The following is a 12,543-nucleotide window of genomic DNA, read 5'->3' on the forward strand; positions in this document are numbered from 1 at the left end:
TCCTGGCGCTTCCGAGCCATGGGTGAGTTCGAGCTGATCAACCATTACTTCGCCGCCGCGCCCTGTGCGCAGAGCGGTGAAGGCGTGGCCCTGGGGATCGGTGACGACTGCGCGCTGCTGGACCTGCCTGCTGGCGAGCAGTTGGCGGTGTCTACCGACACCCTGGTCGTTGGCGTGCACTTCCCGGCGGTCTGCGACCCGTACCTGCTTGGCCAGCGTGCGTTGGCCGTGGCGGCCAGCGACCTGGCAGCCATGGGCGCCCAGGCCATCGGTTTCACCCTCGCCCTGACCCTCCCCGATGTCGGCGCTGACTGGCTCAAGGCCTTCGCTGACGGCCTCAGCCACATGGCTCAGCGATGCCGCATGAGCCTTATCGGCGGTGACACGACCCGTGGCCCGCTGAGCCTCACCGTCACTGTGTTCGGCAGCGTGCCGGCCGGCCAGGCCTTGCGCCGCAGCGGTGCCAGGCCTGGGGACCTGTTGTGTGTCGGGGGCGATCTGGGCAAGGCGGCGGGTGCGTTGCCCCTGGTATTGGGGGAGCGCAACGCGCCCGCCGAGCAGGCCGAGCCGCTCCTGGCCCGCTACTGGTCGCCGATGCCGCAGCTCGCCCTTGGCCAACGCCTGCGCGGCCGGGCCACGGCCGCGATGGACATCTCCGATGGCCTGCTCGCTGACTGCGGGCATATCGCCAAACGGTCCGGGGTCGCGCTGCAGGTGAACCTGGCGCAGGTGCCAGTGTCTCCTGCTCTAGTGGCTTTCCTCGGGCTGGACGCGGCACTGCAGGCGGCGCTCACCGGTGGCGATGATTACGTGCTGGTCTTTACCCTGCCGCCCGAGGCGCTTTCAACCCTGGCTAACGCCGATGTGCATGTCATCGGTTGTGTGCTCGAAGGGCAGGGGGTGACCCTGCTTGACCCCCAGGGCCAGGACATCACCCCCGTACAGCGGGGTTATCAACACTTTAGGGAGACACCGTGACCGACCACCCCAAACAGGTGCCTGCGGAGTTCGTTCCGCCTTCGGTCTGGCGCAATCCGTGGCACTTCATCGCCTTCGGCTTCGGCTCTGGCACCCTACCCAAGGCCCCCGGTACGTGGGGTTCGTTGGTGGCGATCCCGTTCATCCCGCTGTGGCAGATGTTGCCCGACTGGGGCTACTGGCTGCTGTTGGGCATAACCATGCTGTTCGGCTTCTGGTTGTGCGGCAAAGTGGCCGATGACTTGCGTGTGCATGACCATGAAGGCATTGTCTGGGACGAGATGGTCGGCATGTGGATCACCCTGTGGCTGGTGCCGGACGGGTGGCAGTGGATCCTGGCGGGGTTCCTGATGTTCCGCTTCTTCGACATCCTCAAGCCGTGGCCGATTCGCTGGATCGACCGCCACGTGCACGGCGGGGTCGGCATCATGCTCGACGATATCCTGGCAGGCGTGTTCGCCTGGCTGGGCATGCAGGTTCTGGTATGGGCGGTTGGCTGAAACAGGGAGCGCTTTGATGGCCATAAGGACTGTGCTGCTGGCAATGATGCTGAGCCTTGCCCCTTGGGCCATGGCCGCCGAGGGTCTGCCCAGGCAGGTCCACCTGGTCAGTGAAGTGTGGTTCGACTATACCAATGCCGATGGCACCGGGGTGGCCTGGGATGTGCTGCGCAAGGTCTTCGAGCCTGCCGGGGTCAAGGTCGTGACCCAGAGTGCGCCGTACAGCCGTGCGGTAGGGCTGGTCAAGCGTGGCGAGGCGGATGCCTGGGTGGGCTCCTACAAGGAGGAGAACGGCGACAACCTCTACCCTCGCTGGCACTTCGACATGGATCACATCTATGCCCTTGGCCTCGCCAGCAAACCGGTGCCCACCCTGGCCACCGTCGGCCAGTACCGTCTGGCCTGGGTGCGTGGCTACGACTACAGCAACTACCTGCCCAATGCGAAGAACTTTCGTGAAATCCAGCGCCGCGAAGGCATTCTGCCAATGCTCGAGCATGACCGCGTAGATTTCTACATCGACGCGCAAACCGAGGTCGATTACGTGCTCGGGCAGAGCCCGCAACCGCAGCGCTTCCGCCGTAGCCACGTGGCCGAACTGCCGTTGTACTTGGCGTTTTCCCGCAGCGAACAGGCCAAGGCACTGCGCGACCTGTTCGACAGGCGTATGGCCGAGCTGGTGCGCAGCGGTGAGCTGAAGCCGATTTTCGAGCACTGGAAGCAGCCGTACCCCTTCACCACTGACAGCAAGCCGCTGTGACCCCGGCCCGGTCCAGACAGCCTAAGCATCGAACTTTTCGATCTTAAGCCACGGTATTCAGCGAGCGCGCAGGCGCCGACCTGCTGATACAATCGGCCCACGAGAAATTTCCAACTTAATCCAGGAGCACAACGTGCCCGTCGTCTTTGTTGCCGCCTCTAAACTCCCGACCCCTTTTGCGACTTTCACCATGCATGGCTTCCTTGACGAAGCCACCGGCCGTGAGCATGTAGTGCTCAGCCTGGGTGATATCGCCGATGGCGAGCCGGTGCTGGGGCGCCTGCATTCCGAGTGCCTGACTGGCGATGCCTTGTTCAGCCAGCGTTGCGACTGTGGTTCGCAGCTTGAAGCGGCACTGCAGGCCATCGCCCGTGAAGGCCGTGGCGTGCTGCTGTACCTGCGCCAGGAAGGCCGTGGTATCGGCCTGCTGAACAAGATCCGTGCCTACGAGTTGCAGGACGGTGGTGCCGACACGGTCGAGGCCAATGAGCGCCTGGGCTTTGCCGCGGACCAGCGTGACTACGCCATATGCCTGCCGATGCTCGAGCACCTGGGCGTGAAAGCGCTGCGTCTGATGACCAACAACCCACGCAAGGTCAAGGCGCTGACCGACATGAACATCAAGGTCGCCGAGCGCGTGCCGCTGCACACTGGGCAGAATCCGCACAATCGTTATTACCTGGCGACCAAGGCCGGCAAGCTCGGTCACATGCTGGGCAACGAACATCAGGGCGAGGTGCCCCAGGCGTGACCCGGGGCGAGGTGAAGCGGCGTCTGGCGCTGGCCTGGTGGCAGTACCTGGCGGTCGGCCTGGTGCCGCTGCCGGTGATGGCCTGGGCCTTTGGCGGCGGTGAAGCACTGATTCCGGTGCTGGCCATGCCACTGTTCATCGCGGGGGCGGCGACCATGTTCCTCAGCCTGCCGCGCTTCGGCGCGTACAAGCGCGCCTTGATCGCGACGTCCAAAGTGCTGGGCACTGCCGAAGAGCCTGCCGCCTGGATCACCCTCGCGCAGGTCCGGCGCATGGCCATGTTGTTCGCCTGCTTCCCCGCCTGGGTCGCCGCACTGTCGGTACTGGTTGGGCTGGAGGCGGTGCCGCAGATCCTCCTGGCGTTATCCACCGTGGTGCTGCTCTACCTCTACCGCATACCGCGTCAACTGGCGTGATGCGCGGCCTGCTTTGCCTGCTGGCCCTGCTGGCCTGCGCCGTCCAGGCTGGCGAACCGTTGCGTGTGGTCAGCCTGGCGCCTTCTATGAGCGAAATCATGCTTGAGCTGCAGGCCGACGACCTGCTGGTGGGCGTGGTCGACGGCGGCGAGCGGCCGGCGGCCTTGCGCCACCTGCCGTCGGTAGGGCGCCAGGGGCAATTGGACATGGAGCGCTTGCTAAGCCTCAAGCCCAACCTGCTGCTGCTCTGGCCAGGGGGTGTGGCACCGGCCCAGCGTGATCAGCTCAAGCGCCTGGGCATCGCGACCTACAGCGCCGAACCCCATGACCTTGAGCAATTGCTCGAGCAGATAGAAGCCGTTGCGGTGCAGGTGGGCCGGGCCGAGCGGGGGCGGCAGCAGGTACTGGCCCTGCGCAGTCGGCTGCAGCAGTTGCGTCAACAGTATCGGCGCGAGCAGCCGCTACGGGTGTTCTACCAGGTCTGGGACCGGCCGTTGTACACCCTCGGCGGGCACCAGGTGGTCACCGATGCCTTGGCGGTGTGTGGCGCACGCAACATCTTTGCCGACCTGAACCAGCCGGCGCCGCAGGTAAGTGTGGAGGCGGTGCTGCAGCGCGATCCACAGGTGATCCTGGCAGGCGATCGGGCGCAGCTGGCAAGCTGGAAGGCCTGGCCTGGGCTCAGTGCCGTGGCGGGGGACCGTTTGCTGGTAGTGCCAGACAAGGGCCTGGAGCGGCCAAGCGGGCAGATGATTGAAGCCACTGCCCGCCTGTGCGCAGTGCTGGCGGCTACAGTGCCGGTGTCCAGGTAACGCTGAACAGCGCCATGCGGCCCTCTTCGCGGTAGCCGTGGCTGGCATCGTCGTAGCGGTACAGCGCCCGGCTGTAGGCCTTGTCCAAGAGGTTATCCAGCTTCACTTCCAGCTTCAGTGCATCGCTCGCCGTCCAACTGCCACGCAGGCCCAATAGGCCATAGCCGCCGAGGCGGTTGCCATTGGCCTCGTCGTCGTAGCTGCCGCTCACGGCCTGCCAACTGCCCCCCACACTGAAGCGCTCGAACTGGCGGTCCAGGTCCAGGCTCAAGGTACGCCGGGCGCGACGGGCGAGGGTGTGGCCACTGTCGCGATCACGCGGGTCGGTCAAGGCCAGGCCGAGCTGGCTGCGCCATTGGCCCCACTGCTGGTCCAGCGCCATTTCCAGGCCGTTGATGCGCGCTGCGGCAACGTTCCCCGGGATCGAATCCTGGCCGAAGATGATCGCATCGCGCAGGTCGGTGCGGTACAGCGAGGTTTCCAGGCGGCTGTCGGCTGTGAGCTGGCTACGCCACTGCAGCTCGTAGCTCCTGGAGTGTTCGGGTTTCAAGCCTGGGTTGCTGTACTGCGGGTAGTACAGGTCGTTGAAGGTTGGTGCCCGAAAACCTTCGCTGTAGGACAGCAGTACATCGTTGTGTGCATTCAGCGGCACGGTCAGGCTGCCACCCCAGGTGGTCTGGCCGCCGAACTGCTGGTTCTGGTCACGACGCACGCCGACTTCGGTGGAGAACTGCTCGCCACTGAAGCGGTGCTGGATGAACGCGGCGCGGTTCCAGCGGCTGTCCTCGGTGAAGTCGGTGCTGGCGTGGACACGGTCTTCATACCAGTCGCCACCGATCAGCAGGCTGTGCTGGTCGGTTAGTGCCAGGTCGTTCTGCCAGGTGAGTTGGTCGCGGTAGGTGTTGAAGACGAAGCGTTCGTCGCTCAGCTTGTCACGCTTGTCATCGCGATTTTCGCTGTGGCCCAGTTCCAGCCGCGAATGCCAGTGTTCGTTGAGCTGGGCGTCGAAGTAGGTGCCGAGGCTGCTGACAGTGAAATCGGTGTAGGGCTTTTGCCCAACGCTTTCGAACGTGGCGAGGTCGAAGCGCCCGAACGGGTTGTCGTATTCGCTGCGGCCGCGGCTGTCGAGCAGGGTGAGGCCGGCCTCGAAGCGTTCGCCCAAGGTGTGGCTCAGGTTCAGGTTGAACGACCGGTTGCGGTAGGCGTCATGGTCAGCGTCGCTGGCGAACGACGGCCGGGTCGAGTCGATGCCGGCGGTTTCGTCGAGGCTGGCGCCAAGGTTGAAGCGGGTGGCGCCGTCACCGCCAGAAAGCCCCAGGCTGCGCTGGAACGTCTGATTGCTGCCTGCCGCCAGGCGCAGGCGGGGGTGCACACCCTGACTGTCGCCTCGGCGGGTGAAGATCTGGATGACCCCGCCGATGGCGTCGCTACCATAGATGGCCGATCGCGAGCCTCGCAGCACTTCGACGCGCTCGATCTGGTCGACATCGAGAAACTGCAGGCCACTGTCGCCGGAGGTGGCGTTGGCAATACGCACGCCATCGACAAGCACCAGGCTCTGGGCGGCCTTGGTGCCCCGGATGAAGATGCCCGGCAGGCTGCCACGACCACCGGTGGGCGCGACTTGTACACCGGGCACACGGGCAAGCAGGTCGGTGACACTGGTGGGTTGCAGGCGGTCGATGTCGCTGCGGGTAAAGACGGTGTTGGCGGCGCTGGTGGCGGTGCGCGACTCGACCTGGCGGTTGGCGCTGATCAGTACATCGGGCAGTTTCAACGCATCGTCGCGGGCGGCTTCACCGGCGAAGACTGTTGCGGGGACGCAGAGCAAGGTGACAAGGGTCGGACGTTTCATCGGTGCTTCCAAAGCATTCGCGGGTAAACCCACTCCCACAGGGGCCGTATTGAGCCCGGGGGGAGTGGGTTTACCCGCGAATGGGTCATCTTGGCCAGTGAGCCTTACAGGCCGAGCTTGGCCATCCGAGCCTTCACCGAAACCTCGATGCCGGCAGCATCCAGCCCGCACTCGGCCAGCATCTGCGCCGGCTTGGCATGTTCCACATAGATGTCCGGCAGCCCCAGGTGCAACAACGGCTTGAGCAGAGCCTGGCTAGCCAGGAACTCACCCACGGCAGCGCCGGCACCGCCCATGATGGCGTTTTCTTCGATGGTCACCAGCAGCTCATGGCTGGCGGCCAATTCAAGTACCAAGGCCTCGTCCAGCGGTTTGACGAAGCGCATGTCGACCACGGTGGCATTGAGTGGCTCGGCAACTTGCAGCGCCTCGGCCAGCTGCACGCCAAACACCAGCAGTGCGACTTTTTCGCCCTGGCGCCGTACCACGCCCTTGCCGATTTCCAGCGGCAGCAGGTCGTCGGTGATCGGTGCGTTGGGGCCGCTGCCACGCGGGTAGCGCACGGCTGCGGGGCCGTTGTACAGGTGCCCGGTGGTGAGCATCTTGCGCAGTTCATTCTCGTCGCTTGGCGTCATCACCAGCATGCCCGGGATGCAGCGCAGGTACGACAGGTCGTAGCTGCCTGCATGGGTGGGGCCGTCTTCGCCAACAAGGCCTGCACGGTCAATGGCGAACAGCACATCAAGGTTCTGTACTGCCACGTCGTGGATCAGCTGATCGTAGGCGCGCTGCAGGAAGGTGGAGTAGATCGCCACCACCGGCTTGCTGCCCTCGCAGGCCATGCCGGCCGCCAAGGTGACGGCGTGCTGCTCGGCGATTGCCACATCGAAGTAGCGCTCCGGGTAGCGCTCGCTGAAGGCGACCAGGTCGGAGCCTTCCTTCATCGCTGGCGTGATGCCTACCAGGCGTTTGTCGGTGGCGGCCATGTCGCACAGCCACTGGCCGAACACCGCGGAATACTTCGGGCCGCTGGCTTTTTTCGGGGCAGCCGGTTTGTCGGCAGGCTCAAGCTTGGTGATGGCGTGATAGCCGATCGGGTCGATCTCGGCCGGGGCGAACCCCTTGCCCTTCTTGGTCACCACGTGCAGGAACTGCGGGCCCTTGAGGTCACGCATGTTGCGCAGGGTGGCGATCATGGTCGGCAGGTCATGGCCGTCGATCGGACCGATGTAGTTCCAGCCCAGCTCTTCGAACAGGGTGCCGGGTACCAGCATGCCCTTGGCGTATTCCTCGGTGCGGCGGGCAATTTCCCAGGCACCGGGCAGGCGCGACAGGACCTTCTTGCTGCCCTCGCGCATGCTCGCGTAGGTGCGGCTGGAGAGGATCTTGGCCAGGTAGTTGGACAGCCCGCCGACGTTGCGCGAGATCGACATGTCGTTGTCGTTGAGGATGACAAGCATGTCGGCGTTGACTTCCTGGGCGTGATTCAGCGCCTCGAAGGCCATGCCGGCGGTCAGGGCGCCGTCGCCGATCACCGCGATCGACTTGCGTGCGCTGTTCTGCAGGCGGGCGGCAATGGCCATGCCCAGCGCTGCGCTGATCGAAGTGCTGGAGTGACCCACGCCAAAGGTGTCGTATTCGCTCTCGCTGCGGCGCGGGAAGGCGGCGATGCCATCCTTCTGACGCAGGCTCAGCATGCGGTTGCGGCGGCCAGTGAGTATCTTGTGCGGGTAGGCCTGATGGCCTACGTCCCACACCAGCCGGTCGTCCGGGGTGTCGAAGACGTAGTGCAGGGCGATCGTCAGCTCGATGACGCCCAGGCCGGCGCCAAAATGCCCACCGGTCTGGCCAACGGTATAGAGCAGCTCCTGGCGCAACTCGTCGGCCAGGGTCTCCAGGTCGGCTTCGGCCAGCCGACGCAGGCCGGCAGGCGTGTCAGCACGGTCAAGCAGCGGCGTGACCGGGCGTTCGCGGGGGATCTCTTGAAACGTCGTGGGCATCAGGCGAGTCGTTATAGATGTTTAAGACGCGGCAGTTTACCCCATTGTGGGAAATACTGCCCATTCAGACGGGTGTCGTATGGAGCTGGCTTGCCGACGAAGGGCCGCAGAACGGCGCCGGTCAATCAGTGCCGGCGTTCGACGATGTAACGCGCCAGCGCCCGCAGTGGTTCTGCGTTGTCACCAAACCCTTCCAGTGCGACCAGCGCCTGGTCGCGCAGTTCGATCGCATACGCCTTGGCCGCTTCCAGGCCAAGCAGGGCAGGGTAGGTCGGTTTGTCGCGGGCGATGTCGGCGCCCTGGCGTTTGCCAAGGGTCGCGGTGTCGCTTTCCACGTCGAGAATGTCATCCTGCACCTGGAACGCCAGGCCGATGGCCTGCGCATAGGCCTGCAGGGCGTCCAGTTGGGCCTGTTCGGCGCGGGCACTGGCCAGGGCGCCGAGGCGTACGCTGGCCTCGATCAGCGCGCCGGTCTTGTGCCGGTGCATGAATTCCAAGGCCTTCTGGTCCAGCTTGATGCCCACGGAACCGAGGTCGATGGCCTGGCCGCCCACCATGCCCGCAGGGCCAGCAGCCTTGGCCAGGGCCTGGACCATGGCCAGGCGTATGGCGTCGGGCTGCGGGCTTAGCCGTGGGTCGAGCAGGGCGCTGAAGGCCAGGCTCTGCAGGCCGTCGCCGGCGAGGATCGCGCAGGCTTCATCGAAGGCTTTGTGGGTGGTCGGCTGGCCGCGGCGCAGGTCGTCATCGTCCATGGCCGGCAGGTCGTCATGCACCAGCGAATACGCATGGATCAGCTCCACCGCGCAGGCAGCGCCGTTGGCCTGCTCGGCCGGTGCGCCCAGCGCTTGGCAAGCGGCATAGGCGAGCAGCGGGCGCACGCGCTTGCCACCGTTCATCACGCTGTAGCGCATCGCGGCGTATAGCCGCTCAAGCTCCTTGGTGGGTGCGATGAACAGGGGTTCGAGGGCCGCATCGACGCGCGCCTGGCTACTGGCCTGGTAGGCACCGATCATGCCTCTGGCTCCGCATCGAAGGGCTGAGCGGCGAGCTCGCCGTCGCGCTCGAGCAGTATCTGTACTTTCTGCTCGGCCTGGGCCAGGGCGCCCTGGCAATCGCGGGTCAGGGCGATACCTTGCTCGAAGGCGGCCAGCGAGTCCTCCAGCGACAGCTCGCCGTTCTCCAAGCGTTCGACCAGGGTTTGCAGGTCGGCGAGGGATTGCTCGAAATCGATGGAGGCTTTTTTGCGGGCCATGGCGACGGGTCTCGGAGGCTGTTCAGAACGGCGCGACACTAGCAGAGCGGGGCGGGGGGAGCAAACTTGAGGGTGAATTTCCCGGCCCCGTCGATTGATCAGGCTGGCACAGCTTCCAGCTCCAGCATCGCCTCACGGTAGCGCGCCAGCTCTTCGATGGTCAGCACGGGCAGATTGTACTGGCGGGCATACACCGCCACCTGTTCGCCGCGGGCCATGCTGCCGTCGGGGTTCATCAGCTCGCACAGCACCGCTGCCGGGCGCAACCCGGCCAGGCGGGCCAGGTCAACCGAGCCTTCGGTATGCCCGCGACGGGTCAGCACCCCACCGTCGCGAGCGCGCAGCGGGAACACGTGGCCAGGGCTGACGATATGGCGTTGCGCCGCCGTGGAGCGCAGCGCTGCCTCGATGGTGGTAATGCGGTCCTGGGCCGAAACCCCCGTGGTAACGCCTTCGGCCGCCTCGATGGTAACGGTGAAGCCGGTGCCATGGCGGGCCTGGTTGTTCTGCACCATCGGTGCCAGTTGCAGGGCATCGACGGTGGCCTCGTCCAGGCACAGGCAGACGATGCCGCTGCAGTCGCGAATCATCATGGCCATGGTCTGAAGGGAGAGCTTTTCTGCCGCAGCAACGATGTCTGCTTCGTCCTCGCGGTCGTCATCGTCGAGCAGCAGCACAGGGCGCCCGGCCTGGAAGGCGGCGATGGCGGCGGACACATTGGGGAATTGCGGATGATACGTGGTGGACATGAAACGCTCCTCGTGATTGATCGATGAACGTCTCGGGGCGAACAAAATGCGCGCGCAAGGGCGCCCGAATGGCGCTTGCCTGACGCCTTCTTTCATCCGGACTATGACCGTCGGCTCTGGAGTCGCACCAGATCTGCTGACCCCCGGCATGGCCGGAGCGCTCGCGGGCTCATCTTTCGATTTACCGCCGGTGGGGACTTTCACCCCGCCCTGAAGACCCGGCCAGCATACAACACCGGGCCACCCTGCTGGCAAGCCTGCTGTCTACGACCTTCGGCGGTATCATGGGGCAATGGCCTTTCTGGAACAGCCCAATGGACATTCTTCAAGCCGCCGGCGGCAAGCCGATCAAACTGTGGACCGACGGTGTTCCGGTCGAAGACGACGCACGCCGGCAGTTGCTCAACACGGCCAGGATGCCGTTCATCTTCAAGCACCTGGCGGTGATGCCGGACGTGCACCTGGGCAAGGGCTCGACCATCGGCAGCGTCATCCCTACCGTCGGTGCGATCATCCCGGCGGCGGTGGGTGTGGATATCGGCTGCGGCATGATTGCTGCGCGCACGTCGCTGCACGCCCGCGACTTGCCAGACAACCTGCACGGCCTGCGCAGTGCCATCGAGCAGGCGGTGCCCCATGGCAAGACATTCGGCCGTCGTGACCACGGCGCGTGGGACAACGTGCCCGGTACGGCAGAGCGGCTCTGGGGCCAGCTTGCCGGGCGCTTCAAGGTTATTACCGACAAGTACCCAAGGCTGGAAAAGACCAACAACCGCCGCCACCTGGGTACGCTAGGGGGCGGCAACCACTTCATCGAAGTCTGCCTGGACGAGGCCGACCGCGTGTGGTTCATGCTGCACAGTGGTTCGCGGGGCGTGGGCAATGCCATCGGCAACCTGTTCATCGAACTTGCCCAGGCGGACATGCGCCAGCACCTGGCGAACCTCCCGGACAAGGACCTGGCGTACTTCGAGGAGGGCAGCCGGCACTTTGCCGACTATGTCGAAGCGGTGGAATGGGCCCAGGACTTTGCCCGCCACAACCGCGAGCTGATGATGCAAGCGGTTGTCGCAGCCACGCGCAAGGTGCTTGGCAAACCGTTCCAGGCCAGCTTGGAGGCGGTCAACTGCCATCACAATTATGTGCAGCGTGAGCAGCACTTCGGGCGTGAAGTGCTGATTACGCGCAAGGGCGCGGTGTCGGCGCAGAAGGGGCAGCTGGGCATCATTCCCGGTTCGATGGGGGCCAAGAGTTTCATCGTGCGAGGGCTGGGTAACGAGGACGCGTTCTGCTCATGCAGCCACGGTGCCGGAAGGGTAATGAGCCGAACCAAGGCCAAGAGCCGCTTCAGCGTGGAAGATCAGCGGCGGGCCACGGCGCATGTGGAATGCCGCAAGGACAAGGAGGTCATCGATGAAATACCGATGGCCTACAAAGACATCGATGCGGTGATGCGGGCGCAACAGGCGCTGGTTGAGGTGGTACACACGCTGCGGCAGGTAGTCTGCGTGAAGGGTTGACCGTAATGGCCCTATCGCCGGCGATAGGGCCTTACAGGTCTACTGCGACATCCCTTCGATCACTTTTCTGAGCGAAGCAGGCAACATCGGCCCATGCCCCAGCCCCTCGAACCGCTCGAAGCGCACCTGCAACCCCTGCACCTTGGCCAGGTCAGCCGCCAGTTCCCGCGCCGGTCGCTCCACATCCCCTTTTACCGCTGCTCGCGGGTTGGACGGTTCCTCGCCTCCGCGCATCAGCAGCAACTGCGGCCGGTTGTTACCCAAGCGCTGTTGCAGGCCCTGCGCCTCGGCAACGATGGCCCCGTCGCGCCACCATAACGATGGGCTGGCAGCCGCGTAGTCACTGAACGCTCCCGGGCGAGTGAACAGTGCATGCAGCACCGCCAGCCCACCATAGGAATGCCCCCACAGCGTCTGGCGCTGGAGGTCGATGGGGGCCACACCGGCCACCATCGGCCGCATACGTAGGGTCAGCAGGTCGAAAAACGCATCCACGCCACCGCTGGGCTGGCCGGTCAGCGGGTCGCGCTGTTCGGCCAGCCCAGGGATTGCCGGGGTGTAGTCATAGGTCCGCCCGGCACGCTCGATACGCTGTTCGGTCTGGTACCCCACGGCGACCAGCAGCGGCGCCTGGCCAGCGGCGAGCTTCTCCAGCTGTGCGCTGTCCAGCGCCCCGATCGCCGCATTGCCATCCAGCATCCACAACACGGGGTAGCCTGCGGCGGGCGCCGGGCGGTCTGGCTTGCCGATCCACAGGCGGTAATGGCGCTGGCCATCGGCCGAATCCAGGTCAAGGTGGCTGAAGTGATAGGCCAGGTCCTGCCGCTGTAGCAGTGACGTATCCATTTTCTGCTCACGCTGCGGCTGCGCCAGGGCCACCGGGGCCGTGAGGGCCAGCGCCAGCGCGAGGTACAAGGGCATCTTGCTCATCCGGCAGTCTCCTCAGGGCG

The 12,543-nt window shown here is 65.1% G+C and carries 13 protein-coding genes and 1 riboswitch; of the genes, 7 read left to right on the forward strand and 6 right to left on the reverse strand.

Annotated features, from left to right (window positions below; translation table 11 throughout):
* The first annotated feature begins 18 nt into the window (after positions 1 to 18).
* The 6 genes from thiL to APH34_RS08950 all read left to right on the forward strand — a co-directional run bounded on the left by thiL (position 19) and on the right by APH34_RS08950 (position 4,217).
* On the forward strand, positions 19 to 978 hold the full coding sequence (gene thiL, locus APH34_RS08925) for a thiamine-phosphate kinase (protein ID WP_054900815.1): 960 nt from the start codon (positions 19 to 21) through the stop codon (positions 976 to 978).
* Positions 975 to 1,478 carry a phosphatidylglycerophosphatase A gene (locus tag APH34_RS08930; RefSeq protein WP_054900816.1) on the forward strand — a complete coding sequence of 168 codons (504 nt, stop codon included), beginning with the start codon at positions 975 to 977 and terminating at the stop codon, positions 1,476 to 1,478. The genes thiL and APH34_RS08930 overlap by 4 nt, the downstream gene beginning before the upstream one ends.
* A 16-nt stretch (positions 1,479 to 1,494) precedes the next feature.
* The gene (locus tag APH34_RS08935) at positions 1,495 to 2,238 is read left to right on the forward strand and encodes an ABC transporter substrate-binding protein (RefSeq protein WP_054900817.1); all 744 of its coding nucleotides are present in this window, start codon (positions 1,495 to 1,497) and stop codon (positions 2,236 to 2,238) included.
* A 133-nt stretch (positions 2,239 to 2,371) separates the two neighbouring features.
* Entirely contained in the window at positions 2,372 to 2,989 is a 618-nt protein-coding gene (ribA, locus tag APH34_RS08940) for a GTP cyclohydrolase II (RefSeq protein WP_054900818.1), read from the forward strand.
* Entirely contained in the window at positions 2,986 to 3,405 is a 420-nt protein-coding gene (locus tag APH34_RS08945) for a hypothetical protein (RefSeq protein ID WP_054900819.1), read from the forward strand. The genes ribA and APH34_RS08945 overlap by 4 nt, the downstream gene beginning before the upstream one ends.
* Positions 3,405 to 4,217: a cobalamin-binding protein gene (locus tag APH34_RS08950; RefSeq protein WP_054900820.1), complete on the forward strand. Its 813-nt coding sequence runs from the start codon at positions 3,405 to 3,407 to the stop codon at positions 4,215 to 4,217. The genes APH34_RS08945 and APH34_RS08950 overlap by 1 nt, the downstream gene beginning before the upstream one ends.
* Here the strand turns inward: APH34_RS08950 and APH34_RS08955 are convergent.
* The 5 genes from APH34_RS08955 to ribB all read right to left on the reverse strand — a co-directional run bounded on the left by APH34_RS08955 (position 4,195) and on the right by ribB (position 10,073).
* Positions 4,195 to 6,072: a TonB-dependent receptor domain-containing protein gene (locus APH34_RS08955; protein WP_054900821.1), complete on the reverse strand. Its 1,878-nt coding sequence runs from the start codon at positions 6,070 to 6,072 to the stop codon at positions 4,195 to 4,197. The genes APH34_RS08950 and APH34_RS08955 overlap by 23 nt on opposite strands.
* 104 nt (positions 6,073 to 6,176) lie before the next feature.
* On the reverse strand, positions 6,177 to 8,072 hold the full coding sequence (gene dxs, locus APH34_RS08960) for a 1-deoxy-D-xylulose-5-phosphate synthase (protein ID WP_054900822.1): 1,896 nt from the start codon (positions 8,070 to 8,072) through the stop codon (positions 6,177 to 6,179).
* 125 nt (positions 8,073 to 8,197) lie between these two features.
* Entirely contained in the window at positions 8,198 to 9,085 is an 888-nt protein-coding gene (ispA, locus tag APH34_RS08965) for a (2E,6E)-farnesyl diphosphate synthase (RefSeq protein WP_054900823.1), read from the reverse strand.
* Positions 9,082 to 9,324 carry an exodeoxyribonuclease VII small subunit gene (locus APH34_RS08970; protein WP_054900824.1) on the reverse strand — a complete coding sequence of 81 codons (243 nt, stop codon included), beginning with the start codon at positions 9,322 to 9,324 and terminating at the stop codon, positions 9,082 to 9,084. Before APH34_RS08970 ends, ispA begins: the two co-directional genes overlap by 4 nt.
* Positions 9,325 to 9,422: 98 nt before the next feature.
* On the reverse strand, positions 9,423 to 10,073 hold the full coding sequence (gene ribB / locus APH34_RS08975; protein ID WP_054900825.1) for a 3,4-dihydroxy-2-butanone-4-phosphate synthase: 651 nt from the start codon (positions 10,071 to 10,073) through the stop codon (positions 9,423 to 9,425).
* Positions 10,074 to 10,153: 80 nt separating this feature from the next.
* A riboswitch (FMN riboswitch) is annotated at positions 10,154 to 10,295 on the reverse strand.
* Between the two features lie 92 nt (positions 10,296 to 10,387).
* On the opposite strand from ribB, the gene APH34_RS08980 reads away from it, so the two are divergent.
* Positions 10,388 to 11,593, forward strand: coding sequence for an RtcB family protein (locus APH34_RS08980; RefSeq protein WP_054900826.1), 1,206 nt, complete (start codon positions 10,388 to 10,390; stop codon positions 11,591 to 11,593).
* A 39-nt stretch (positions 11,594 to 11,632) separates the two neighbouring features.
* Here the strand turns inward: APH34_RS08980 and APH34_RS08985 are convergent, their stop codons facing one another.
* Positions 11,633 to 12,523, reverse strand: a complete 891-nt coding sequence (locus APH34_RS08985) for an alpha/beta hydrolase (RefSeq protein ID WP_054900827.1) — start codon at positions 12,521 to 12,523, stop codon at positions 11,633 to 11,635.
* Positions 12,524 to 12,543: the final 20 nt, after the last annotated feature.

Origin of the sequence: Pseudomonas sp. NBRC 111131, from assembly GCF_001320525.1 — a bacterium.
Lineage (GTDB): Bacteria > Pseudomonadota > Gammaproteobacteria > Pseudomonadales > Pseudomonadaceae > Aquipseudomonas > Aquipseudomonas ceruminis.

Excerpts from the sequence above, each read along its gene's own strand:
- thiL (WP_054900815.1), top strand. The coding sequence starts at position 19 with ATGGGTGAGTTCGAGCTGATCAACCATTACTTCGCCGCCGCGCCCTGT.
- APH34_RS08935 (WP_054900817.1), top strand. The coding sequence starts at position 1,495 with ATGGCCATAAGGACTGTGCTGCTGGCAATGATGCTGAGCCTTGCCCCT.
- APH34_RS08950 (WP_054900820.1), top strand. The coding sequence starts at position 3,405 with ATGCGCGGCCTGCTTTGCCTGCTGGCCCTGCTGGCCTGCGCCGTCCAG.
- APH34_RS08955 (WP_054900821.1), bottom strand. The coding sequence starts at position 6,072 with ATGAAACGTCCGACCCTTGTCACCTTGCTCTGCGTCCCCGCAACAGTC.
- dxs (WP_054900822.1), bottom strand. The coding sequence starts at position 8,072 with ATGCCCACGACGTTTCAAGAGATCCCCCGCGAACGCCCGGTCACGCCG.
- ispA (WP_054900823.1), bottom strand. The coding sequence starts at position 9,085 with ATGATCGGTGCCTACCAGGCCAGTAGCCAGGCGCGCGTCGATGCGGCC.
- APH34_RS08970 (WP_054900824.1), bottom strand. The coding sequence starts at position 9,324 with ATGGCCCGCAAAAAAGCCTCCATCGATTTCGAGCAATCCCTCGCCGAC.
- ribB (WP_054900825.1), bottom strand. The coding sequence starts at position 10,073 with ATGTCCACCACGTATCATCCGCAATTCCCCAATGTGTCCGCCGCCATC.
- APH34_RS08980 (WP_054900826.1), top strand. The coding sequence starts at position 10,388 with ATGGACATTCTTCAAGCCGCCGGCGGCAAGCCGATCAAACTGTGGACC.
- APH34_RS08985 (WP_054900827.1), bottom strand. The coding sequence starts at position 12,523 with ATGAGCAAGATGCCCTTGTACCTCGCGCTGGCGCTGGCCCTCACGGCC.